The organism is Lacinutrix sp. (assembly GCF_029238095.1).
Classification (GTDB): domain Bacteria; phylum Bacteroidota; class Bacteroidia; order Flavobacteriales; family Flavobacteriaceae; genus Lacinutrix.
The window spans coordinates 55,144-80,144 of sequence record NZ_JAQWGS010000008.1 but is presented as its reverse complement, the minus strand read 5'-3'; the positions used below and the strand labels follow the sequence as shown (position 1 = coordinate 80,144).

20 protein-coding genes are annotated in these 25,001 nt (G+C 31.7%); 8 read left to right on the top strand and 12 right to left on the bottom strand.

From position 1 onward, the window contains the following. Positions 1-147: 147 nt before the first annotated feature. The 3 genes from glmS to P8H50_RS02420 are packed head-to-tail and all read right to left on the bottom strand — an operon-like array spanning position 148 to position 4,550. Entirely contained in the window at positions 148-1,995 is a 1,848-nt protein-coding gene (glmS, locus tag P8H50_RS02430) for a glutamine--fructose-6-phosphate transaminase (isomerizing) (RefSeq protein ID WP_300205245.1), read from the bottom strand. A 6-nt stretch (positions 1,996-2,001) separates the two neighbouring features. After that, on the bottom strand, positions 2,002-3,726 hold the full coding sequence (locus tag P8H50_RS02425; RefSeq protein WP_300205243.1) for a DUF4270 domain-containing protein: 1,725 nt from the start codon (positions 3,724-3,726) through the stop codon (positions 2,002-2,004). Positions 3,727-3,743: 17 nt separating this feature from the next. Then, positions 3,744-4,550, bottom strand: a complete 807-nt coding sequence (locus tag P8H50_RS02420) for a glycogen/starch synthase (protein ID WP_300205241.1) — start codon at positions 4,548-4,550, stop codon at positions 3,744-3,746. A gap of 185 nt (positions 4,551-4,735) precedes the next feature. Between P8H50_RS02420 and panC the strand changes: the two genes are divergently transcribed. From panC to P8H50_RS02385, 7 genes are all read left to right on the top strand, one after another. Then, the gene (gene panC / locus P8H50_RS02415; protein ID WP_300205239.1) at positions 4,736-5,584 is read left to right on the top strand and encodes a pantoate--beta-alanine ligase; all 849 of its coding nucleotides are present in this window, start codon (positions 4,736-4,738) and stop codon (positions 5,582-5,584) included. A gap of 13 nt (positions 5,585-5,597) precedes the next feature. Continuing rightward, complete coding sequence (gene panD / locus P8H50_RS02410; RefSeq protein WP_300205237.1) at positions 5,598-5,948, top strand: aspartate 1-decarboxylase; 351 nt, start codon at positions 5,598-5,600, stop codon at positions 5,946-5,948. Between the two features lie 3 nt (positions 5,949-5,951). Then, entirely contained in the window at positions 5,952-6,905 is a 954-nt protein-coding gene (locus P8H50_RS02405; RefSeq protein WP_300205235.1) for a lysylphosphatidylglycerol synthase transmembrane domain-containing protein, read from the top strand. 37 nt (positions 6,906-6,942) lie between these two features. Continuing rightward, positions 6,943-8,088: an alpha/beta hydrolase-fold protein gene (locus P8H50_RS02400; RefSeq protein WP_300205233.1), complete on the top strand. Its 1,146-nt coding sequence runs from the start codon at positions 6,943-6,945 to the stop codon at positions 8,086-8,088. 47 nt (positions 8,089-8,135) lie between these two features. Beyond that, positions 8,136-9,494, top strand: a complete 1,359-nt coding sequence (gene radA / locus P8H50_RS02395; RefSeq protein WP_300205406.1) for a DNA repair protein RadA — start codon at positions 8,136-8,138, stop codon at positions 9,492-9,494. Between the two features lie 81 nt (positions 9,495-9,575). After that, positions 9,576-12,980, top strand: a complete 3,405-nt coding sequence (ileS, locus tag P8H50_RS02390; protein ID WP_300205231.1) for an isoleucine--tRNA ligase — start codon at positions 9,576-9,578, stop codon at positions 12,978-12,980. A 4-nt stretch (positions 12,981-12,984) separates the two neighbouring features. Then, complete coding sequence (locus P8H50_RS02385; RefSeq protein ID WP_300205229.1) at positions 12,985-13,368, top strand: TraR/DksA C4-type zinc finger protein; 384 nt, start codon at positions 12,985-12,987, stop codon at positions 13,366-13,368. Positions 13,369-13,440: 72 nt separating this feature from the next. On the opposite strand, the gene P8H50_RS02380 is transcribed toward P8H50_RS02385, so the two are convergent. The 8 genes from P8H50_RS02380 to P8H50_RS02345 all read right to left on the bottom strand — a co-directional run bounded on the left by P8H50_RS02380 (position 13,441) and on the right by P8H50_RS02345 (position 22,984). Continuing rightward, positions 13,441-13,860: a hypothetical protein gene (locus P8H50_RS02380; RefSeq protein WP_300205227.1), complete on the bottom strand. Its 420-nt coding sequence runs from the start codon at positions 13,858-13,860 to the stop codon at positions 13,441-13,443. Positions 13,861-13,962: 102 nt separating this feature from the next. Beyond that, positions 13,963-16,500, bottom strand: a complete 2,538-nt coding sequence (locus P8H50_RS02375) for a TonB-dependent receptor (RefSeq protein ID WP_300205225.1) — start codon at positions 16,498-16,500, stop codon at positions 13,963-13,965. Between the two features lie 169 nt (positions 16,501-16,669). Then, positions 16,670-18,313 (bottom strand): glucose-6-phosphate isomerase, encoded by a 1,644-nt coding sequence (pgi, locus tag P8H50_RS02370; RefSeq protein WP_300205222.1) that lies wholly within the window; start codon positions 18,311-18,313, stop codon positions 16,670-16,672. An 11-nt stretch (positions 18,314-18,324) separates the two neighbouring features. After that, entirely contained in the window at positions 18,325-19,644 is a 1,320-nt protein-coding gene (locus P8H50_RS02365) for a peptidoglycan DD-metalloendopeptidase family protein (RefSeq protein WP_300205220.1), read from the bottom strand. Beyond that, positions 19,602-20,525: a tryptophan 2,3-dioxygenase family protein gene (locus tag P8H50_RS02360; RefSeq protein ID WP_300205218.1), complete on the bottom strand. Its 924-nt coding sequence runs from the start codon at positions 20,523-20,525 to the stop codon at positions 19,602-19,604. Before P8H50_RS02360 ends, P8H50_RS02365 begins: the two co-directional genes overlap by 43 nt. Next, positions 20,525-21,304 (bottom strand): DUF3108 domain-containing protein, encoded by a 780-nt coding sequence (locus P8H50_RS02355; RefSeq protein ID WP_300205216.1) that lies wholly within the window; start codon positions 21,302-21,304, stop codon positions 20,525-20,527. Before P8H50_RS02355 ends, P8H50_RS02360 begins: the two co-directional genes overlap by 1 nt. Positions 21,305-21,513: 209 nt before the next feature. Then, positions 21,514-22,107, bottom strand: coding sequence for a DUF6705 family protein (locus P8H50_RS02350; protein ID WP_300205214.1), 594 nt, complete (start codon positions 22,105-22,107; stop codon positions 21,514-21,516). Between the two features lie 127 nt (positions 22,108-22,234). Next, positions 22,235-22,984: a hypothetical protein gene (locus P8H50_RS02345; protein ID WP_300205212.1), complete on the bottom strand. Its 750-nt coding sequence runs from the start codon at positions 22,982-22,984 to the stop codon at positions 22,235-22,237. A gap of 468 nt (positions 22,985-23,452) precedes the next feature. Here P8H50_RS02345 and P8H50_RS02340 point away from each other — a divergent pair, with 468 nt between their 5' ends. After that, a complete protein-coding gene (locus P8H50_RS02340; protein ID WP_300205210.1) occupies positions 23,453-23,692 on the top strand; it encodes a helix-turn-helix transcriptional regulator in 240 nt (79 codons plus the stop codon). 33 nt (positions 23,693-23,725) lie between these two features. On the opposite strand, the gene hppD is transcribed toward P8H50_RS02340, so the two are convergent. Then, positions 23,726-24,889 (bottom strand): 4-hydroxyphenylpyruvate dioxygenase, encoded by a 1,164-nt coding sequence (gene hppD, locus P8H50_RS02335; protein WP_300205208.1) that lies wholly within the window; start codon positions 24,887-24,889, stop codon positions 23,726-23,728. Between the last annotated feature and the right edge of the window lie 112 nt (positions 24,890-25,001).

Genomic DNA, 25,001 nt, shown 5'->3' with positions numbered 1-25,001 from the left:
GCCAATATACGTTTTTTAAGTATATCTTAAAAAAAAGTTAACAAAATTATGCGTGCATAATAAAGTATATTTAAAAAAATAGCCACCTTTTTTATATTTTTAATAAAAAAAGGTGGCTATAAATATGTAATTGATTTTGAAGTCTTTTTATTCTACTGTTACTGATTTTGCTAAATTTCTAGGTTGATCTACATTTCTGTTAAGCATTACTGCTATATGGTACGATAGTAATTGCAATGGAATTGTAGTTAACAATGGTGATAAAGATTCTAGTGTTTCAGGCACTTCAATGACATGGTCTGCTAATTCTTTTACATCTATATCGCCTTCTGTAACAATACCTATAATTTTTCCTTTTCTAGATTTTATTTCTTGAATATTACTTACCACTTTTTCATAATGACCTTTTTTAGTTGCGATTACAAAAACAGGCATATGTTCATCTATTAGAGCAATTGGACCATGTTTCATTTCTGCAGCAGGATAGCCTTCAGCATGTATATAAGAAATTTCCTTAAGTTTAAGAGCACCCTCTAATGCTACTGGAAAATTAAAACCACGACCTAAGTATAAACAGTTTTTTGCATCTTTATATATACTAGCTACTGTTTTTATATGTTCGTCTTGTAATAGTGCCTTTTCAACTTTACCAGGAATAAGTTCTAACTCTTGAAGATGATGTTGGAACTCTGGTTTAGAAATGGTGCCTTTTACTTTTGCTAATTTTAAAGCAATTAAAGTTAATACGGTAATTTGAGTTGTAAATGCTTTTGTAGAGGCCACACCAATTTCTGGTCCTGCGTGAGTGTATGCTCCTGCATGAGTTTCTCTAGCAATAGATGAGCCTACAACGTTACATAAACCAAAAACAAATGCGCCTTTAGATTTAGCTAATTTTATGGCAGCTAATGTATCTGCGGTTTCTCCAGATTGTGAAATTGCAATAACAACATCTTTTTCTGTAATTACTGGGTTTCTATATCTAAATTCTGATGCATATTCAACTTCAACAGGTATTCTAGCTAAATCTTCAAAGATGTATTCTGCAACTAGACCAGCATGCCAAGATGTACCACAAGCGATAACTATAATTCTGTTTGCGTTTAAAAACTTTTCAAGATTATCATCTATTCCAGCCATTCTTATTAGGCCTTCTTTAACAAGTAATCTTCCACGATAAGTGTCTTTTATTGCTTCAGGTTGTTCGTGTATTTCTTTTAGCATAAAATGGTCATAACCACCTTTTACTATTTGTTCTAGATTAAGTTGAAGTTCTTGTATATAAGGATCAACTAAAGAGTCGTCTTTAATTTTTCTAATTTTTATTTCCTTGTTTAATCTTACAATTGCCATTTCTTCATCTTCAAGATAGATGGCTTTTTTTGTATATTCTAAAAAAGGTGTTGCATCACTTGCAATAAAAAACTCGTCATCACCTACACCTATTGCGAGTGGACTTCCCAGTTTTGCAACAACTATTTCATCTGGTTTATTCTTATCGAAAACTGCAATTGCATAAGCTCCAACAACTTGATTTAATGCTATTTGAACAGCTTTACCAAGTTTTAAATTTTCGTTCTTTTTTACATCTTCTATAAGGTTAATTAAAACTTCTGTATCTGTATCAGATGAGAAAGTGTAACCTCTCTTTTCTAGCTCTTTTTTAATTGAAGCATAGTTTTCTATAATACCGTTATGTATGATTACTAAATCTCCAGAATTAGAATAATGAGGATGAGAGTTTATATCGTTTGGTATACCATGTGTTGCCCAACGTGTATGACCTATACCAACAGATCCATTTGTAGGTATTTCTTGATTAATTTTTTTCTCTAAGTCTGAAACTTTACCTTTTGTTTTAGATAGTTTTAAATTTTTGCCATCATATAAAGCAATTCCAGCACTATCATAGCCTCTGTATTCTAGTCTTTTAAGTCCTTCAAGAACTATAGGATAAGCTTCTTTTTTGCCAATATAGCCAACGATACCACACATATATTATTAACTTTCTGGTTCTGTATAAAAAATTTCGAATTTAGCTCTTAATTCTGGACTGATGTTTACATCATTTCCATGAAGAATTGTGCCTTTTGGGCTTAAAACGTTTGTGCTAGGCACAATGTCTAAAGTGCTATCATCATTGTCATTATTTCTTCCTTGTATTTTTGATTGCGATAAAACATTAATGTTATTAGCTATAAATAATCCTAATTTAACATTGGTAGAATCGCTTTGTAAAATATTAGTGATGTGTGCAGTCAATCTAATCTTATATCTTACACCTTTATCATCATTATTACTATCTCTGGTAAGAACTTCTGAATAACCAGTTTTTGAAAACGTTGGTTGTATTGTGTTTGTTGAACCATCTAGGAAATAATCTAAAATTGGTGTATTGTTCTTTAAATCGTAAAGTGTTAAGCGATTAGGCTCATCATTTTTAGTTCTAGAATCGTTCAGTAAATCTTCATTAACATAAAACACCAAGTTGGCTTCATTAATTAGCCATTTGTCTTTTTTACTGTAGAAATAGTCGAATGTAGGTACTAAATCTCCGTCTTCATTTTCAATATTACCAGAGAATAACTCTAAAACAGCCATAGAGCCATCTGTACCATTTAAATATAGGTTGTCTTGGTCTCCATCATGATCTTCAACATTTATTCTATCGAAAGTATTTACTCTATTATCGTTAAATTCTAGCCTGTATACTGTTGCATCTCTTGCTTCAAAAGGATTTCCTGCAGCTTCAGCATCCATTTCTTCTTGATTTGTGTAATTAAATAAAATATTAGCAGCACCAAAATTTAAATAAGCTAAACTTCCATCTGGTTCTGTAGCGTTTAGCGGTTCTACTTTAATAATTAAGCCTCTAAAGAAATCTTTAAAATTACTTTTTGTACTTAAAACGCTACTGCCTTGATTGGCAAAGAAAATATCTTCCCAAAACGCAATATTAGTATTAAGGTTATCTGGACTAGAATCTAAGAGGTTTACTCTAATTCCTGGAGGGAAACGTTCTGAATACGCGGGTGTTATATCGTCTGATTCAAAAACTGGTATACCATTATCGTCTAATTCTGGCACTCTGTGTTCTTCATTACTAATTACAAATTCATTATCTTGATAGATTAAATCTGAAGCAGCCAAGTTAGCTTCAAATAAGTCGCCTTGATTAGAATAATAACATTGTGGGCTTTGAAAATCTAAATTTGGGTCTAAATCTTGTAGCACATAATTACTTCTGTAAATAGACAGCTTAAAAGCTTTGTCGGTGTCACCTATTACAGAATCTAAGCTATATGTATTGTTGCCAAATTCATCTGTACTTTCTCCTGTTGAATAATATGGAATTGTTAAATATACAGACTCTACAGTTCTAGTTTCTTCTCCAAAATCTGGATTATAAGTTATTGGTGCAACTTGTGTTATTACACTTGCCACTGTTGTACCAAGTGCAGTGGTTGGGTTTTTATAAACTCCAAATAGATTTCCATTTAAACCATTTGTTTGCACTCCAACTAGGTCATTAGTCCCGCTTGGTGTAAAAGGTGTAAATGTTTTTGTACTTGTAATAAATGGAAATTGTCTGCTTGTGGCCTCAAAGTTTTTAATACCTTCAATGTCACTTTCAATGTTGGCAAAATCGTTATCACAAGATATCGATATTACTAAAATTAAGCCAAGTAAAGCAATGGTTTTTAGGCTTTTAATTATTTTTTTCATAAAATTTTATTCTTGTGCTATAAAACACTCTCATTATAGAATGTTGTGTAAGCTTCTGCAAACTCATCTTTCTCTTTAAAATCTAAAACAGGCTTATCAGTCTTTTTTAAATAGTCTGCTAATTCTTTAGGAATTTCTGCGGAACCAATTATTAAAGCGTCAGAGTTGTCAATAGCAACTTTCATTAAATTGTTATATGTAGGGTTTTCTAATGTTTTTAAAGCCTCTTTATCTATGTTATCGAAAGCTACTTTATTAATTAGGTCTTTGTTTAACGCGTTTTCAAAACTTTGATTGTATACAGAAGTCACTATTTTACTTTCGTTAAATAAAGGCTCGTCTTTATAAAATTGTTTTAAGTACAACGGTAATAAAGCCGCAAGCCATCCATGAACATGAATTATATCTGGTGCCCAGTTTAATTTTTTAACAGTTTCTATTACTCCTTTAGCAAAGAAAATGGCACGCTCATCGTTATCAGGAAATAATTTTCCGTCTTCATCTGTTAGTGTTGCTTTTCTTTTAAAATACTCGTCGTTATCTATAAAGTAGACTTGAATACGTTCTTTGGGTATTGAGGCTACTTTAATAATTAGAGGCATATCTAAATCATTAATCACTAAATTAATTCCAGAAAGCCTAATAACTTCGTGTAATTGGTGTCTTCTTTCGTTAATATTTCCATATCTAGGCATAAATATTCTAATTTGTCCACCTTGTTGGTTTACCATTCTTGGAGTTTCAAACGACATTGAAGAAATCTCGGTTTCTGGCAAATATGGTACCACTTCAGACGACACATATAATATTCTCTTATCTTTCATACGTTAGTTTTAATCGATATTATGTTTTAATCTTTTTAATTTTCTGTCCTTAAAATCCTTTAAATGAATCCTAAAAAAAGGCTTTAACATTTAAAAATGTAAATAAAAAACACGCAAAAGTACAAAATTTTATGCAGATTGCGGCTAATATATTAAGTTTGCACGCGTTAATTTTATATTAAAGAATGACAATTTTCACAAATAAATCTGAAATCCAAGATTATATCTTTAAGCAAAAGGCCAAAGGAACTACTTTTGGTTTTGTGCCCACAATGGGAGCACTTCATCATGGTCATTTATCTTTGGTGAAAAAAGCATTACAAGAAAATAATATTTGCGTAGTTAGTATTTTTGTAAACCCAACACAGTTTGATAATGCCGAAGATTTAAAAAAATATCCAAGAACTCTAAAAAGTGATGTTACACTTTTAGAAACAGTTTCTAAAAACATATTAGTTTACGCACCAAGTGTTGAAGATATTTATGAAGGCCATACCATAGCAGAGCATTTTAGTTTTGATGGTTTAGAATTTGAAATGGAAGGTAGGTTTAGACAAGGTCATTTTGATGGTGTTGGCACCATTGTTAAACGATTATTCGAAATTGTAACACCTAACAATGCTTATTTTGGAGAAAAAGATTTTCAGCAATTAGTAATTATTAAAAAGTTAGTTCAAAAACACAAACTACCAGTCACTGTAAAAGGTTGCGAAATCTATAGAGAGGCCAATGGTCTAGCATTTAGTTCTAGAAACACACGACTAAAACCAGATTACAAAAAAGCAGCGCCTTTTATATTTAAAACGTTAGTAACTGCCAAAGAAAAGTTTGGCACAAAAAGTGCTAAACAAGTAACGAAGTGGGTTGAAAAACAATTTGCTAAAAATAAGTTTTTAGAACTTGAATATTTTATTATAGCAGAAGTTACAACCTTAAAAACTGTAAAAAGGAAATCTAAATCTAAAACCTATCGTGCTTTTGTTGCAGCTTATGCAGATGACATAAGATTAATAGACAATATCGCACTTAATTAATTATCTTTGCAAAATGCAAATACAAGTTGTAAAATCTAAAATTCATAGAGTAAAAGTAACAGGAGCAGACCTAAATTACATTGGTAGTATAACTATTGATGAAGATTTAATGGATGCAGCAAATATTATACAAGGCGAGAAAGTTCAAATTGTAAATAATAATAATGGAGCACGTTTAGAAACTTATGCCATTCCTGGACCAAGAAATAGTGGTGAAATAACATTAAATGGTGCAGCAGCAAGACTAGTTTCTCCTGGTGATGTATTAATATTAATTACATATGGTTTTATGGACATTGAAGAAGCTAAATTGTTTAAGCCATCATTAGTATTCCCAGACGAAGCAACTAATCTATTGAAATAAATAGTGAACAAAAGCATACTTAAAATATTAAAAATTTCGCTCCCAATTTTGTTGGGAGTTTTTTTAATATGGTATTCTTTATCTAAATTATCTTTCCAAGAACTTTTAAGTTATTTTAAAACGGCAGATTATACATTTATTTCTTTAGGTGTTTTCTTTGGTTTATTAAGTCATTTATCACGAGCATACAGATGGCTCTTTATGTTAGAACCTTTGGGTTATAAAATTAAATTAGGAAACAGTATCATGGCTGTTTTTGCTACTTATTTAATAAATTATACCATTCCTAGAGCTGGTGAAGTAGCACGAGCCTCAATTCTCACAAATTATGAAGGTGTTCCTTTCGAAAAAGGTTTTGGAACTATTGTGGCAGAACGTATTGCAGATTTACTTGTCATGTTAATAATAATAGCAATAACCTTATTTTTAGAACTCGATTTTATTTATAATTTTTTAACTCAAAATTTTGATCCCTCAAAAATAGTAATAGGCTTTTTACTTTTGGTTGTATTTGCGTTAATCTTTATTTTTTATATAAAACGAAGTACTTCTACATTAGCAATAAAAATTAAAAGCTTTGTAAACGGATTAATAGAAGGTGCATTTAGTGTTTTTAAAATGAAGAAAAAATGGGCATTCATTTTTCACACCTTATTTATTTGGGGAATGTATGTGCTTATGTTTTACGTTACAACTTTTGCAATACAAGGATTAAATCCTATTCCTTTTGGTGCCGTTTTAATAGGTTTCATATTAGCAAGTTTTAGTATTGCAGCTACAAATGGAGGTATTGGTTCTTATCCAGAAGCCATTGTAATTGCTTTTCTACTGTTTAATTTACCAGAAGATCCAAGTCGTGCCTTTGGATGGATTATGTGGACTTCTCAAACCGCAATGGTTATTCTTCTAGGAGGACTTTCACTATTATTTTTACCTATATATAACAGAAAGAAATAATTTGTACATTGCATTTCTAAATTTATTTATCTTACCTATGAAACGTCTTTTATTCCTTTTCGTAATCCTTTTTTCGGCTCAATTTATTTCGGCTCAAGTAACTTACAAAAGCTTTAATTCTGAAAAACTTGGAGCAGAAAGAGAAATCAAAATTCAATTACCAAGAAGTTATAAGTCTAGCGATAAAAGCTATCCTATAATTTTAGTTTTAGATGGCGATTATATGTTTGAAATTGTAGCAGGAAATGTAGAATATGCAGCCTACTGGGAAGATATTCCGGAAGCTATAGTTGTAGGAATTAACGAATATGATAAACGAGAAGACGATACTACTTATTCAGAATTAAACTCACTCCCAATAGATGGAGGAGCAGATTTTTTCGAGTTTATAGGTATGGAGCTTATTCCATACATAGAGAAAACCTATAGAACCGAAAAATTTAAAGTAGCTGTAGGACATGGTATTACAGCAAATTTTATAAATTATTATTTACTAAAAGAAATCCCTTTATTTAATGCATATGTAAGTATAAGCCCTGAATTAGCTCCAGATATGCAAGCTTTTTTGTCTGAAAGGCTGCCAAATATTACAACAAAAACATTCTATTATTTAGCAACATCTAATAATGACATCGCAGAGATAAACACTAAAACCGTAGCTCTACATAATGCAATTAAAGGAATAGAAAATAAAAATGTTTTGAGCACTTTCGATAATTTTGATGGTCCAACACATTATTCGCTTCCAGCTCATGCTATACCAAAAGCATTAGAGAGTATTTTCTTTGTATTTAAGCCAATATCAAAAAAAGAATATAAAGAGACTATTTTAAAGTTAGATACTTCTCCTGTAGACTATTTAATAGAAAAGTACGATACAATAGAGGATCTATTCGGTTTAAAAAAACAAATACTAATCAACGATTTTAGAGCTATTGCAGCAGCAATAAAAAAATCCGAAAAATGGGAATATTTCGAGCCTTTAGGTAAACTAGCAAGAAAGCAATATCCAAACACTTTGTTAGGAAATTATTATTTAGGACGCTTTTACGAAGAAACAGGTGAATCTAAAAAAGCAATGAAAACCTACCAATCTGCATATATATTAGAAGAAGCAGCAGGAATTACAAAAGATCACGTTTTAGAATTAGCAGAGCAAATTAAAGTAGATTTCGGGTATTAATATTTAATTAATTGATGCCTCTTTTTGGAGAGGTAAGTAGCGAATATATGGCTAAAGTTAAAACCACTTTTTTTTGTCAGAGTTGTGGCACACAGTATTCTAAATGGCAAGGACAATGTACAGCTTGTAAAGAGTGGAATACTATTGTAGAAGAAGTTATTCAAAAACAAGAAAAGAGCGATTGGAAAACACCTACAAACACTCAAAAACGAGTATCTAAACCACTTACTATAAAACAAATTGATGTCTCTAAAGAAGCAAGACTAGACACGCTTGATGCTGAGTTTAATCGTGTTTTAGGTGGAGGTATTGTTCCAGGTTCATTAACACTTTTAGGAGGAGAACCAGGAATAGGAAAGAGTACACTATTGCTTCAAATTTCTTTAAAACTACCTTATAAAACCTTATATGTATCTGGAGAAGAAAGTCAGAAACAAATAAAAATGCGTGCCGAACGTATTAATCCTAATAATGATAGTTGCTATATTCTTACCGAAACAAAAACACAGAATATTTTTAAACAGATTGAAGCCTTAGAGCCAGATATTGTTATTATAGATTCCATTCAGACATTACATAGCGATTATATAGAATCGTCCAGCGGAAGTATTTCGCAAATAAAAGAGTGTACTACAGAGCTTATAAAATTTGCAAAAGAAACCAATACACCAGTGGTTTTAATAGGTCATATTACCAAAGATGGCAATATTGCAGGACCAAAAATATTAGAGCACATGGTCGATACCGTTTTGCAATTTGAAGGCGATAGAAACCATGTTTTTAGAATTTTACGTGCGCAAAAAAATCGTTTTGGTTCCACTCACGAACTAGGTATTTACGAAATGCAAGGCTCTGGGTTACGAGAAGTAAGTAATCCAAGCGAAATTTTAATCTCTAAAAAAGACGAAGAACTTTCAGGTAACGCAGTTGCAGCAACCTTAGAAGGTGTTAGACCATTAATGATTGAAGTGCAAGCCTTAGTAAGCACAGCGGTTTACGGCACACCACAACGTAGCGCAACAGGATTTAATGCCAAGCGTTTAAATATGTTATTGGCAGTTTTAGAGAAAAGAGCAGGTTTTAGATTAGGAGCCAAAGATGTGTTTTTAAATATAACAGGAGGTATAACTGTAGACGATCCTGCAATAGATTTAGCAGTGGTTGCGGCTATCTTATCTTCAAATGAAGACCAAGCGTTACCATCAAATTACTGTTTTGCAGCTGAAGTTGGTTTGTCTGGCGAAATAAGACCTGTACAACGTGTCGAGCAACGCATTTTGGAAGCCGAAAAATTGGGATTTTCAACTATTTTTGTTTCAAAATATAACAAGATTTCACTAACTAATGCTTCAATAAAAATTCAATTGATTTCTAAGATTGAGGATTTAGTAGATTTTATAGCTTAACCACCAGTCTTTTTCATCTAATAAACCATGCTTTTTTCCTAAAATTCCTTAAATTCGCAATCTTATCAGAAATTAGACAAAATGAGCGCAGGATTCCCTGAATATAAAGGACTTAACTTACCAAACGTAGCAGAAGAAATTCTTAAGTATTGGCAAGACAATAATATCTTCGAGAAGAGTGTAACCACTAGAGAAAATGCAGAACCTTATGTGTTTTTTGAAGGACCACCAAGTGCCAACGGTTTACCAGGTGTACACCACGTTTTAGCAAGAGCTATAAAAGATATTTTTCCACGTTATAAAACCATGAAAGGTTACCAAGTTAAGCGTAAAGCAGGTTGGGATACACATGGATTACCAATAGAACTTGGTGTAGAAAAAGAATTAGGGATTACAAAAGAAGATATTGGTAAAACTATTTCTGTAGAAGATTACAATACAGCTTGTAGAAAAGCAGTCATGCGTTATACTGATGTTTGGAATAACCTCACACAAAAAATGGGTTATTGGGTAGATATGGACGATCCTTACATTACCTACGAACCCAAATACATGGAAACGGTTTGGTGGTTATTAAAAGAGATTTATTCTAAAAATTTAATGTATAAAGGCTACACAATACAGCCATATTCACCAAAAGCAGGAACTGGATTAAGTTCGCATGAGGTTAACCAACCAGGAGCATACCAAGATGTAACAGATACTACAGTTGTTGCTCAGTTTAAAGCTTTAGAAAACACATTGCCAAATTTTTTACAAAACGAAGGCACCATTTATTTTTTAGCATGGACCACAACACCTTGGACATTACCAAGTAACACAGCATTAACTGTTGGCCCAAAAATAGATTACGTTTTAGTAGAAACTTATAACCAATACACATTTAAGCCAATGAATGTGATTTTGGCAAAACCACTAGTTAACAAACAATTTGATGGTAAGTTTAAAAGAGTAGAAGAAAAAGCTGCGCTTTTAGAATACAAAGATAATGATAAAAAAATACCATATTTTGTCGTAAAAGAATTCAAAGGGAAAGACCTAGTTGGTATTAAATACGAACAACTTTTACCTTATGCCTTACCAAACGATAATCCAGAAAACGCTTTTAGAGTAATCTCTGGAGATTTTGTAACTACAGAAGATGGTACAGGAATAGTACATACAGCACCAACTTTTGGAGCAGACGATGCATTGGTTGCTAAACAAGCAAAACCAGAAATTCCACCACTTTTAGTAAAAGACGAGAATGATAATTTAGTGCCTCTTGTAGATTTACAAGGACGCTTTAGACCAGAAATGAAAGAATTTGGTGGTAAGTATGTAAAGAACGAATATTATAACGATGGTGAAGCACCAGAGCGTTCAATAGACGTTGAGCTTGCCATTAAATTAAAAGAAGAAAACAAAGCCTTTAAGGTCGAAAAATACAAGCATAACTATCCGCATTGTTGGCGTACAGATAAACCAATTTTATATTATCCATTAGATTCTTGGTTTATAAAAATTACAGACGTAAAAGGGTGTATGCATGAGTTAAATACTAGCATTAACTGGAAACCAGAATCTACAGGAACTGGACGTTTTGGTAACTGGCTAGCCAATGCAAACGATTGGAATTTATCGCGATCGCGTTATTGGGGAATTCCATTACCTATCTGGAGAACCGAAGACGGAAAAGAAGAAATTTGTATTGGTTCTGTTGCAGAATTAAAAGCAGAAATGGAACGTGCCGTTCAGGCAGGTATTATGAAGGCTGATATTTTTGCAGATTTTGAAGTAGGAAACAATGCTGAAGACAATTATGCTAAGATAGATTTACATAAAAACATAGTTGATGAAATAGTGCTTGTATCACCAAGCGGGAAACCAATGAAGCGTGAAAGCGATTTAATTGATGTTTGGTTCGATTCTGGCTCAATGCCATATGCACAATGGCATTATCCATTTGAAAACAAAGATAAGATTGATGATAATAAATCTTTTCCAGCAGATTTTATTGCAGAAGGCGTAGACCAAACTAGAGGTTGGTTTTATACTTTACACGCTATTGCTACTATGGTTTTTGACTCTGTAGCCTATAAAAATGTAGTTTCAAACGGATTGGTTTTAGATAAAAACGGACAGAAAATGTCTAAACGTTTAGGAAACGCTACAGATCCTTTCGAGACTTTAAACACTTATGGAGCAGATGCAACACGATGGTATATGATTTCTAATGCCAATCCATGGGATAATTTAAAATTCGATTTAGATGGTATAGAAGAGGTAAAAAGAAAGTTCTTTGGAACACTCTACAATACTTATTCGTTTTTTAGTTTGTATACAAACATCGATAAATTTGCTTATACTGAAGATGATATTGCATTAGAAGACAGACCAGAACTAGACCGTTGGATTCTTTCAGAGTTGCATACCTTAATTCAAAAGGTAGACGATTATTATGCAGATTATGAGCCTACAAAAGCTGCACGAGCGATTTCAAACTTTACCCAAGATTATTTAAGTAATTGGTATGTACGTTTAAGTAGAAGACGTTTCTGGAAAGGTGATTACCAGCAAGATAAAATTTCTGCTTACCAAACGCTTTATACTTGTATGCTAACTATAGCAAAACTTGGCGCACCTATTGCACCATTTTTTATGGATAGATTGTATTTAGATTTAAATTCGGTTACCAATAAAGAGGCTTTTGAAAGTGTTCATTTAGCCCAATTTCCAGAGTTCAATATTAGTTTTGTAGACAAGTCTTTAGAGCGCAAAATGGAAAATGCGCAAACCATATCGTCGTTAGTTTTATCGTTAAGAGCTAAAGAGAAAATAAAAGTACGCCAACCGCTTCAAAAAATCATGATTCCTGTAGACTCAGCTCAGCAAAAGGAAGAAATTTTAGCTGTTGCTAATTTAATTAAAAGTGAAGTTAATATTAAAGAAATTGAACTTTTAGAAGATGCTTCAGATATTTTAGTAAAACAAATTAAACCTAATTTTAAAGCTTTAGGACCACGTTTTGGAAAGGACATGAAGTCTATAGCTGCACAAATTCAGGAGATGACTTCAGAAGACATAAAAAATATTGAACAAAAAGGAAGTTTAAATGTCGAGTGTAATGGAAAAATTATTACATTGGAGCATGGTGATGTCGAGATTACATCACAAGATATCGAAGGATGGCTTGTAGCAAATGAAGGTGCAATTACAGTTGCGTTAGATGTTACCATTTCTGAAGAATTACAAGAAGAAGGTATAGCTCGTGAGCTAGTAAACCGTATTCAAAATTTGCGTAAAGATTCAGGTTTTGAGGTCACAGATAGAATTTCTGTTCAGCTTCAACAACATGAGGATATTGCTAAAGCGGTGAAAACCAATTTAGAGTATATAAAGGCTGAAACTTTAACAGACAGCCTTGAGATTATAGAACACGTAAATAATGGTATAGATATTGCGTTCGACTCGATACATACAAAATTATTTATTACAAAAAATTGATATTATGGAATCAAATGAAACAGTTAGATTTTCAGACAAAGAATTAGCAGAGTTTAAAGTCTTAATCTTAGAAAAAATAGAAAAAGCACAACACGATTTAGAGCTTATTAAAAGCGCGTATATGAACGACCATAATAATGGAACAGAAGATACGTCACCACAATTTAAAGCTTTCGATGAAGGTAGTGCAGTTATGAGTAAAGAGTCTAATTCAGAATTAGCAATTAGGCAAGAAAAATTTATTCGCGATCTTAAATATGCACTTGTAAGAATAGAGAATAAAACCTATGGTGTTTGTCGTGTTACTGGTAAATTAATAAACCCAAAACGTTTAGAATTAGTACCACATGCAACTTTAAGTATAGAAGCTAAAAACATGCAGAAATAAAGCACAAAGCACATTAACCCATAAAAAATGCCAACTTATTAAGTTGGCATTTTTTTGTTATATTATGTAGACTTAGAACCAAGTACTCCATGGAATTTTAGCAAGAACTAATAATAATGCAAGTGCATAAAATAGAGCCAAAGGTTTTAATTTTGCTGCTGAGGTTAACTTCTTTTTGTGTTTAGAATAACCAATTGTTATAAACACAACAGCTAAAATCATTGCTATAGGATGTTCTACTGCGTTAGATCGTAAAACAGAATTTCCCATAACATCTTTCATCGAAGCTTCACCAAAGTAATCTTGTGTAAACCAAAGCACTATTCCAATTAACAATTGAATATGAGAAACTATAAGAGTAAACAAGGCCAAACGAAAGTCTATAGCTGCATATTCTTTTTTACCAAAATATTTTATTAGCGCATTTGCAGTTGCAATTACTAGCATTAAAAAAACAAGGTAGGCCCAATAAGAGTGAAGCATTTTAATCATAATTACTTTTTTAAATTAGTTATATAACAAATGTAGTAATTATTAGGCATAAAAAAACCGCTTCTTTTAGGAAGCGGTTTAATATTATATCTAAAACTAAGTTTAAAAGTTGTAACGCATACTTACATTCCAGGTTCTTCCGTAACCAAAACGACCGTTGTTAGAAGTATTTACACCTTTATAATTTACAGATGTACTAGTTGCTTGTGTATTACCACTTACAGATTCTAAATATACTTCGTCAAATAGGTTGTTAACATTAACTCTAAATTGTAAAGAGTTTAATTTTTCTTTTCCTAATAACATTTTGTAAGAAAAACCAGCATCAACAGTATCATAAGAAGGCATTGATAGAGGTGCTTTTTCTAAAGAACCTTCTGAATGTTGATCATTATACCAGTTCCATGCACCATCTATACTTAATCTTGGTAAAATAGTGTAAACACCGTTTATGCCTCCAGTTACTTGTGCTGCACCACCAACTTTATAACCATCAATATTTATATCTTGAGTTCCTTGTAAAATACCATTACCGTCAAAGGTTCTTTGTGTAGCATCTCCATTAAATTGCCAATCTCCCATAGAAAGAAAACCATTTAATTTAAGATTATCAAAAGGTCTTGTAAATACTTCTAATTCTACTCCCATATGGACTTGCTTTACACCTTGTGTTTGATACCCTTCAAAGGATGGTGATTCGCTATTTTCCCCATTATTTGAGTTAATTGTTCTATTATCCCAAGTAGTATGATACAAGTTTAAATTAGCAGAAATTATTTCACTTTTAAATTGGTAACCTGCTTCAAAACCAGTAATATTTTCGTTTTCAATTTCAGGAGTAATTAAATCTATACTGCTTCTTAAATCGTTGTATAAATTATCATGAAAAGGTTGACGAGAGTAATAACCTGCATTAGCAAATACTTTGTGAATTTGATTAATTTCATAAGCTGCACCTGCCTTTAGGTTAAATCCTAAATTAGAAACTTTATCAGAGTCTGTCGACTCTGCATAATTATACTCATTTGTTGCAATATGATCTTGATTAGAAATAGCACCTTGAAAGAATGCAGATACAGCATCTTTGGAATACTCTAACTGCCCAAATAAACCATAATAAGTAATTACTTCTTCGTAATTACGTTGAATTCTTTGATTAGTCTCATTGTTTGGATTAAAAACAGCATTCCAAGGATTAAAACCACCAAAAGTGTCTGTTACAGTATAGTCTCCTAAAAATGCACTATTGTGGTCTATTGAATCAATTCCTATAAATTCGTTTACAGATCTAAAGTGAATACCATTATATGTTCTTAGATCTGTACCAATATTTAAATTTAAGTTTTCTGATAATTCATTATTATAATTTGAAACTAATCCAAACCAATTATGATTATTCATTGATCCACGAACATAACCAGTCCCATCGTCTCCTATAAGTGCAGATCCAAATCCACCTCTACCTAAAGAGCCATATAATACTGTAGATAAAGATGATTTATCGTTAATATTGTAATCCCAAGATAAATTTGCAACAGGTTTATGATAAAAATTTCTTCCTCCTGGATATCTTTTTCCTCTTGGTCCATCTAATGTATTAGGACTATTAACATTACCTATATTCCAAGAATTATATTTTCTACCATTATCTAAGAAAGATTGAATACTTCCGTTTCCAGCAGCTGCATGCCACTGTGGTGCACCAGTTAGTAAAAAGTTAAATGTATGGCTCTCATTAGGTTGATATCCTACCGATAAGAAATATGTTTGTCCTTGTCCATGTGTGTAATTTACATAACCATCACCTTGCCAGTGACCAAACATACCCGAAAAAGACCAACCTTTTTCATTTACGCCTGTGGAATAATAAGCTGTCGATTTTATGTAATCATCGTTTCCAACCATTTGTTGAATAAATCCACCTTCTTTATTATCTATAGTCTTCGTTACAATGTTTACAGTACCACCAACAGACGATATGGCTAATTTAGAAGCACCTAAACCACGTTGAACTTGTACAGCGTTTGCAACGTCTAAGACACCAGACCAGTTAGACCAATACATTTTACCGTCTTCCATACCATTTATTGGCTGCCCATTTAATAAAAAAGCGGTATTTGTTTGGTCGAAACCACGTAAAAACATACTTCCATCGCCAAAACCTCCGCCTTTAATATTTTGTACTGATGGTGTGCTTTTTAATACTTCAGGTAAATCCCAGTTTCCAGCTTTTTCTTGAATATCTTTAGCTTTAATAGTAGAAACTGCAACAGGTGTTTTTCTATCTTCTGCTAAATCGATTACACCAGAACCTGTAATTACAACTTCTTCTAAAGAATTATCTGAGGATAATTGTTTAGTTCCTACATTAGTATCACCATTAAAAGGTATTGTCATAGAATTATAACCAACAAAGGTAATTACAATCTCGCCAGAGCTAGACTGCGTTTTTAAAGAGAAATTTCCATTGAAATCTGTTGTAGTTCCATTGCTTGTTCCTTTTTCTAAAACATTTGCACCTGGTAAAGGGCTATTAATTTCGGCATCTATAACAGTTCCGGTAACGGTACTTTGAGCCATAGTGATTACAGAGCTTAAAATAGCGGCTGCAAAAAACAAAATTTTAATTGTGTTTTTCATTTGGTTTAATTAAAGTTAATTGATTTAAAAATTTTTAGCAAAAATACATATATTTTATACTTTAACATTAACTTAATGTTAACATTTTTTTGCTATATGCAAGATATTATATTTTTAGCCTGACAATAGCTACTAGTAAATAAAACTATTAACAGTTTTTTAACAAAGACTATCTAAAAATTTTGAAGAATTCTAAAAGATTTTGTGTAGAAGCATCATGATTTTTTGAGACTTTAGATTGTATATCTTCTAAAATTGAACTCGCCAGTTGCTTGCCAAGTTCTACACCAAATTGGTCGTAGCTATAAATATTCCAGATAATGCCTTGTACAAATATTTTATGCTCGTACATAGCGATTAACTTTCCTAAGCTTTCTGGTGTTAATTTTTTTATAAATATGGAGTTTGTTGGTTTATTACCTTCAAAAATCTTGAAAGGTAAAAGGTTTTTTATGTCTTCTTCAGAAAAGTTTTGTTTTTTTAATTCACTTAAAACTTCAGCTTCAGCTTTACCATTTAATAAGGCTTCGGTTTGTGCAATATAGTTTGAAATTAATTTATCTTGATGCTCTTGATTACCGTGAAGACTTTCAGCAAAACCAATAAAATCTGCAGGAATTAATTTTGTGCCTTGATGAATTAATTGAAAAAAAGCATGTTGAGAGTTTGTGCCTGGTTCTCCCCAAATAAGAGTTCCGGTTTGGTAATTTACTTTATTACCATTTCTGTCTATAGATTTTCCATTACTCTCCATGATACCTTGTTGCAAATAGGTTGCAAATTGATTTAGGTATTGAGAATATCCAATTACAGCTTCGCTTTCTGCTCCATAGAAATTATTATACCAAATACTTATTAAGGCCAAAACAACTGGAATATTATTTTTGAATTCTTCATTTTTAAAATGAATATCCATAGCATTTGCTCCTTTTAAAAGTTTGTTAAAATTTTCGAAACCAACAGCTAAACTTATAGTAAGACCAACAGCACTCCAAAGCGAAAAACGTCCTCCAACCCAATTCCACATTGGGAATATGTTATCTTGATCGATACCAAAGGCTTTTACTTTTTCAATATTTGTAGAGACTGCCACGAAGTGTTTTGCTACATCTTCTTTTTTTCCATGTTTTAGAAACCATTTTCTAATAGTATTAGCATTCGATAAGGTTTCTTGAGTAGTAAATGTTTTTGAAACAATAACAAATAATGTTGTTTCAGGATTTAATTTTTTAAGAACTTCATTAACGTGATCACCATCTACATTACTAACAAAGTGCGTAGTTAAATGATTTTTGTAAAACTGAAGAGATTCCACTACCATTGCTGGTCCTAAGTCACTTCCTCCTATTCCAATGTTTACCACATCGGTAAATGGTTTATTTGTGTAGCCTTTTCTTTTACCATCTACTATAGTATTAGTAAATGCTTTCATTTTTTCTTTAACAGCAAAAATTTCTGGCATTACATTTTTTCCATCAACAAGAACAGTGTCTGTCTCTTTGCCGCGTAATGCTGTATGTAAAACAGCTCTACCTTCTGTTTTGTTTATAGTGTCTCCAGAATAATAAGCACTAATAGCTTCTTTAAGTTTTACTTGATTGGTAAGTTCTAAAAGTAAACTAATTGTCTCTTCGGTTATTCTGTTTTTGGAGAAGTCTACATAGAAATCTTCCCAATTAATTTTAAAATTATCTGCTCTATTTTCCTCTTTTAAGAATAGGTCTTTAATAGCGAATTGCTTTATGGCATTATAATGATTTTGTAATGCTTTCCAGGCTTTTGTAGTTGTAGGATTTATTGTTGGTAATGCCATTGTTTTATAGACTAGGTGATTAGTTTTTGTTCTTTAAGTTTTATTTTTAAACTGTCAGATTTTATAGGTTTTTTTGGGTAACCAATAGATTCTAATTGCACTTTTAAAGGTTTTATATATTTTAAAAACTTGGTTTTTAAGCTATCGGAAATAGGTTTAGCCTCTGGTAGTTTTTGTTTAAAAGGGTCTACTTGTTTACCATTTTTCCAGAAACGATAACATACATGTGGTCCAGATGTGTTTCCTGTCATGCCAACATAGCCAATAACATCTCCTTGTTTAACAAAATCTCCTACTTTAGCTTTACGCTTGCTCATATGAAGATATTGAGTTGTGTAGGTGTCATTATGTTTTACTTTTACATAATTACCATTTCCGCCTCTTTTTGCAGACTCTATTACTGTACCATTTGCGGTTGCCATAATTGGTGTTCCACGTTTTGCTGCAAAGTCTGTTCCTTTGTGTGGTCTTACACGATTACCATATAATGCTATTCGTCTTTTTAAGTTATACCTAGAGGAGATGCGACTAAAGCTTACTGGAGACTTTAGAAATGCACGACGTAAATTTTTTGCTTCTTCACTAAAGTAATCTCTAATTCCTAAAACTGTATCTGTTTCGAATTCAAAAGCGTAAAATGGTTTTTTATTATGTTCAAAGTAAGCTGCTTTTATTTGGTGAATTCCAGCATATATGGAATCGTCTATATATTTTTCAGTATAAATTACTTTAAATTTATCGTTTTTTTGGAGTCTTGAAAAATCTATGGTCCAAGCGTAGATATCACTCATTTTTAAGGCTAGCATAAATGGTTTTCCTTGGTCGTCCATAGATTGGGAAATGTTCGATGTTATAACTCCAGATGCTGTTTTTTCTATGTATTTAATAGGTTTGTAGCTAGTATATGCTTTAATAGAATCTTGAAAATCTATAACAACATAACGTTCTTTAGTTGGTTGATAGATAAAGCATTTAGGTTTCTGTAAAGAATCGTTAGAGCATAATAGAGTATAAGGTTTTCCTAATTGTAGGTTTCTACCAACATCAAAAGTGTCTTTAGCTTTTTGTGTTATTTCGAATATTTTTGGATAGGGAATATTGTGGCGTTCTAATATTTTTCCAAAAGTGTCACCATTTTGTATGGTGTCTCTTTTTACTACGTAATCTTCTAAATTAAATCCAAATTCATAAATCTGTTCAGGTTCTTCTATTAAGGCTTTATCGATGTTGTTTTCGTTTTCAACATCTTCTTTACAATTAAAGAGGTAAATACAACAAATGGCGAGTATTAAATATTTTTTCCCCAATCGTCTAATTCCTGTTGGCTCCATAAATCTGGAAAAAATATTCGTCTTTGATATTTTGGATGCATATATTTTACCCATTCGCTTCCTCCTGTTGCTTCTACTGTTTTGCCACCTATGTTTAAATAGTGGTTTGCGGTGTTATAATGTGCCATTACCCATGTAATATTTACTGTGTAGTCGTAATGACGCATTGCTTTTACTAAATCTTGATCCTCTCTAACCTCTTGCGGTAACTTTTTAAAAATTGTCCATAAGTTATGAGTATTATAGAATTCTGCAAATCTAATAAATTCGTCTTTGTATTTTTCTTCAAAAACTGTTAATGTATAGGTTTTTTTACCAGTTTTATAATCTTTTCCTGCAGCTTGCCAATATAAATGCTCGAAAGCATGCTCAAATGGCGTATTTCTATCTATAGTTTCTCTAAAACGATTATCTATTAAATTGATAAGTTCTGTTGATGAAAATTCAATTTTTCTATATTGAGCACTTTGAAAACCACTTGCTGGTGTTAAAGTGTGTCTAAATTTGTTGTATTGCGTAACGTCCATTCCATCTTTCATAACTGTAAAGGAAGACGTTAGCATATCGAAATAACGACTAATACGCATCAATTTGTCTTCGAAAAAAGCAGCAGAAATATGTTCTTTTTTAGCAACTTGATCTATTTCCCAAAGAATCATTTTAAACAATAACTCGTTAACTTGATGGTACATTAAAAACACCATTTCATCTGGAAAAATAGTTCTCTGAACTTGAAGGTTTAAAAGCGCATCGGTTTGAATATAATCCCAATAATCAATTGGTTTACTATGTAATAAACCTTCTAAATGTGTATTTACATTTTGGTCTAAGTCTTGGTATTTTTTGTTTAGTTGGTCGGTTATTTTATTGTCTACGCTCATTAGTTTTCTACAACAATTTTAAATGGATGTTTAAGGCCTTTAAAGGCTTCTAAATCTGCTCTTAAAGATCCAACAGCTAAATCTGCTTTAATGCGTAAAGGTACTTTATTTTTGTCTTTTGAAACCCAAAGTGTTAAACTTTCTTCTTCTTTAAACACTCGACCTGCCATAACATATGGTCTAAATTTTAGTGTTTCAATTTTACCAAAATTTGTTTTAATAATCTCTTCTCCTAAGAATTTTAATTTAAAACCATAGTTTTCTTCATCAAAAAACATATCTGTTTTAATCTCGTCGCCTGGTTTTAGTGTGTTAGTATTAATTTTATTTCTTAAATAATAATACATAGAAACCATGTCTTGCACATTAGGTTTTGTGGCTACTGTTTTGTGTGTCTTATGTTTTTTGTTGTGAACTAAAGCTGTGTTTTTTTCGTGATTAAAATTTATTTCGATATTTTTTTTATGGCCACCTTCATCTATATTTCTAATAAATTTATAAGGAATAATTTTATCTACATCTATATAGCTCTCATAGCGATCTTTTACTTTAAAAAACCATTTTATCATGCCAGTTGTCCAGCCCTTACCAACGATATGAAACACTGGTTTTCCGTTTAATTCTGTTTCTTTAACGGTTAATGTAGCATTTCCTGCTTTTAGGAAATTACTGTAGCTCATTTCAAATTTAAACCATTCACCACCTTTAAAAGAAACTTCTTGTGCTGTGGCTATGTTTATTGAGCTTATTGTGAGTATTATGAGTAGAAATTTTTTCATAGGTGTTTGAGTTCTTGTAATCAATGATTTTTTAAGCTTTTACTGCCTAATAAGCTAATATTACAATTACTATTCCAAAAATATAAAACAAAAAAATACCATCTAATGTTTAGATGGTATTTTTTAGTGTTTTTTTAACAAAATTAGTAATTCAATAATTATAAGCCTAGATTATATTGGCATTGATAATACTTAGTTTTTACCTGTTTTTATTGTTTAATAAACGTAAAAGTTCCTGTTGGTATAACCATTTCTGTATAAGCAGGAGGATTTCCTTCTACTATTACTGGTGCATTACCATATATAAATCCCTCAATTGCAGGTTGTCCATTAGCAGTTGTTAATTTTAATGTAAACTTACCACTTAAACCAGAAATGTTATCAAATATAGACACTTGTACTCTTCTTTCGTTTGCAGGGCAATCAGTACAAATAGGTCTATGTTCTGGTTTTAATAAAGAATTACCATTTATTCCTACTTCGTATTGGTCTGTATTAGAAAGCGTATTGGCTATTTCTGTACCATTTTCACTGTATTGATATTCTCCAGTAATATAATCTGTATAATGTTCGCCTGTATACTGCATGGTTTCTTTTACTAATACAATTTTAAAAGAGGTGTTACCATTGGTATATATCCAAGTGCCTACAAATGGATTCATAAAATTATTAATGTCTTTATAGTATGTATTTGTAACAGTTTCTCTAAAAGACGGTTTGTTTTCAATATCTACAACTGGAGATTGCGCAATAGAAGTGCTTGAAAACAGAATTGTTATCAGTAATATGTATATTGTTTTCATAATTATTTTATTTTTTAATTGTTAATTACATGGTGTTTCAATAACTGTACCATTATATGGGAAATCAGTCCCTAATGTTAATTCATTCCAATTTGTAATGTCATCATTAGCTTTATACAGAGAAATGTTATGATTGCCAAACTGCTCTAAAATCATTTATTTTTATTGCATAAATATTTGGTTGAGCAGCAGCGCCATTTGAATTAGCAATTACAATAAAAGTAACATGGTCTTTTACAGCTGCTCTTGCATTTTGATGTAAATTGAAAAGTGTGTAAACATCAGACCAAGAAAACATTGGAAAAGTACTTAAAGGATGTGTATGTGCAGCACCATAATTATCGCCACCAGCAGTTATTGCTATAGAATTACTAGTTGTAGCAGGTAAATTGTTACTACTATATGTACCAGTATTTTTTTTAAATTGAGTACCATTTTCACCAGATTCTTGTAAAGTAGTTTTTAAAAGTTCTAAATCAGGTTTTATATTTGGTACAGAATTATCATTATTAGTGTCATCTTGTATTAAATCTTTTAAATCAGAACAAGGATCAGGAAGTGGCGGAAGAGTCGTAGTTGTGACATCGTCTACATCACTTGAATTCGGACCACCTGCTCCAGAAGTTGGTCCAGAAGGCCCAGATGGACCACTAGGCCCAGAACTTGATCCTCCAGAACCACCACATCCATAATAAAACCTGTCATATTCATATCCTGGACATTGATTACCATTAGGTAGATAACCATTCGTATGTAGAGAGTTTTGGTAACTGCAATTCTCAGTTACTATATAGCCTATACAATCTGTAACTTTACTAAAAACATCGCTAATTAAACCTTCGTCAGTAATTGTAGTTGAACTAACTTTATCTGTCAAATCAATATTAATACCATTAAAAACATCTTCTTTTTCTTGTGCTGTTGTATTATATGCTATTAGACTTATCTTATAAGTACCATCTGGTTTTAAAGAGAATAATAAATTTTCTAATGCATCTGTTTCTATATCTCTTTGAATGTAAAAAGTATAGGAATGATAAGATGCATCTGCGCTTTCTATATAATTTGCTTGATCTGTATCAATAGTAAATCCATATTCATTTGAAACTACAGTTTTATTTTGGATATTAGAGTTACTCTTCTCTAAATTTTCGGATAGTTTTGTAAGTTTGCTCTTTAGTTTAGTATTCTTTTCAAATTTAAAACGTGTTTAACTTTTCGAAACCATTAATGATTAAAAGGTCCTTTTGATTAAGTTAACTATGTGTTTTATATAAGTATTTTTTAGAATAATGACAAATAAGTTATTATTTTTTTCAAATACAATGTAGATATTGTGATTATAATGTCACAATTTAAAAACCATAGTCTTAATAATGCTATCGCTCTAAAAATAAAAGAGTTAAGAGTTAATAGAGGTGTGACTTTAGAAATTTTTTATTTTGATACAGGGATTCATCTTGCAAGAATAGAGCAAGGCAAAACGAATATTACAGTCAGTACTCTTAAAAGAATATGTGACTATTTTGAAATTAATTTGGAAGAGTTTTTTAAGGGTTTGAAAATAAAAAAAGAGGAAACTTAGTTTCCTCTTTTGAATAAAAATTAAAAAATATATTTATAAAGTTCCACGTTTTGCTTGTTCACGTTCAATAGACTCAAACAAAGCTTTAAAGTTTCCTGCTCCAAAACCTTGTGCTCCCATACGTTGTATGATTTCGAAAAATAATGTTGGTCTATCTTCTACAGGTTTTGTAAAAATTTGTAGTAAGTAACCTTCTTCGTCTGCATCTACAAGAATGGATAGTTTTTGTAGTTCTTTAATGTCTTCTTTCATCATGTCCATGTGCACTCCTAAACGTCTTGGAATATCGTCGTAGTAAGCTTGTGGTGGTGGTGGTAAGAACTCGACACCTCTAGCTTTTAGTTGGGCAACAGTTTTGATAATATCATCTGTGGCAACTGCTATGTGTTGCACACCAGAGTCTTCATAAAAATCTAAATATTCTTCAATTTGTGATTTTTTTGCTGCTTTTGCTGGTTCGTTAATAGGAAATTTTATGCGTCCATTTCCATTACTCATAACTTTACTCATAAGTGCTGAGTATTCTGTATGGATTTGTTTATCGTCGAAAGATAAAAAGTTTACAAAGCCCATAACATCTTCGTACCATTTTACCCATTTGTTCATTTGTCCCCAACCAACATTACCGACCATATGGTCTATATATTTTAAACCTACTGGCTCAGGATTATAGTCGCTTTGCCACGCTACAAAACCTGGCATAAATGTTCCTGTATAGTTTTTACGTTCTACAAACATGTGAACGGTTTCTCCATAGGTGTAAATTCCTGCTCTAACGACTTCGCCAAATTCGTCTTTTTCAACAGTAGGTTCCATATAAGATTTTGCACCACGTTTTGTTGTTTCTTCGTAAGATTTTCTGGCATCTTCTACCCAAAGTGCTACAACTTTTACACCATCTCCATGTTTTACAATATGGTTGTTAATTGGAGATGAGCTATTTAGAGGTGTTGTAAGTACTAAACGAATTTTGTCTTGTTTTAATACATAACTTACAGAGTCTCTTGATCCTGTTTCTAAACCTTTATATGCATAAGATTGAAAACCGAATGCTGTTTTGTAGAAGTGTGCCGATTGTTTTGCATTACCAACATAGAACTCTACGTAATCTGTTCCTAATAGAGGCAAGAAGTCTTGCGCGCCTTCAAATATTTTTTCTAAACCGTAGTTTACTGATTTTACTTCTTTTTTACTCATAATTTTTATTTCTTAATCTTTCTTGTAGAAAGAAAACCAACTCAGTAAGTTGATAAAGTTATTTTGATTTAGCTACTACTTTACAAATATTTTAGCCCTGATTGTAGAGACA

Coding starts and splice junctions, on each gene's coding strand:
- glmS (WP_300205245.1), bottom strand. CDS start 1,995: ATGTGTGGTATCGTTGGCTATATTGGCAAAAAAGAAGCTTATCCTATA.
- P8H50_RS02425 (WP_300205243.1), bottom strand. CDS start 3,726: ATGAAAAAAATAATTAAAAGCCTAAAAACCATTGCTTTACTTGGCTTA.
- P8H50_RS02420 (WP_300205241.1), bottom strand. CDS start 4,550: ATGAAAGATAAGAGAATATTATATGTGTCGTCTGAAGTGGTACCATAT.
- panC (WP_300205239.1), top strand. CDS start 4,736: ATGACAATTTTCACAAATAAATCTGAAATCCAAGATTATATCTTTAAG.
- panD (WP_300205237.1), top strand. CDS start 5,598: ATGCAAATACAAGTTGTAAAATCTAAAATTCATAGAGTAAAAGTAACA.
- P8H50_RS02400 (WP_300205233.1), top strand. CDS start 6,943: ATGAAACGTCTTTTATTCCTTTTCGTAATCCTTTTTTCGGCTCAATTT.
- radA (WP_300205406.1), top strand. CDS start 8,136: ATGGCTAAAGTTAAAACCACTTTTTTTTGTCAGAGTTGTGGCACACAG.
- ileS (WP_300205231.1), top strand. CDS start 9,576: ATGAGCGCAGGATTCCCTGAATATAAAGGACTTAACTTACCAAACGTA.
- P8H50_RS02385 (WP_300205229.1), top strand. CDS start 12,985: ATGGAATCAAATGAAACAGTTAGATTTTCAGACAAAGAATTAGCAGAG.
- P8H50_RS02380 (WP_300205227.1), bottom strand. CDS start 13,860: ATGATTAAAATGCTTCACTCTTATTGGGCCTACCTTGTTTTTTTAATG.
- P8H50_RS02375 (WP_300205225.1), bottom strand. CDS start 16,500: ATGAAAAACACAATTAAAATTTTGTTTTTTGCAGCCGCTATTTTAAGC.
- pgi (WP_300205222.1), bottom strand. CDS start 18,313: ATGGCATTACCAACAATAAATCCTACAACTACAAAAGCCTGGAAAGCA.
- P8H50_RS02365 (WP_300205220.1), bottom strand. CDS start 19,644: ATGGAGCCAACAGGAATTAGACGATTGGGGAAAAAATATTTAATACTC.
- P8H50_RS02360 (WP_300205218.1), bottom strand. CDS start 20,525: ATGAGCGTAGACAATAAAATAACCGACCAACTAAACAAAAAATACCAA.
- P8H50_RS02355 (WP_300205216.1), bottom strand. CDS start 21,304: ATGAAAAAATTTCTACTCATAATACTCACAATAAGCTCAATAAACATA.
- P8H50_RS02350 (WP_300205214.1), bottom strand. CDS start 22,107: ATGAAAACAATATACATATTACTGATAACAATTCTGTTTTCAAGCACT.
- P8H50_RS02340 (WP_300205210.1), top strand. CDS start 23,453: ATGTCACAATTTAAAAACCATAGTCTTAATAATGCTATCGCTCTAAAA.
- hppD (WP_300205208.1), bottom strand. CDS start 24,889: ATGAGTAAAAAAGAAGTAAAATCAGTAAACTACGGTTTAGAAAAAATA.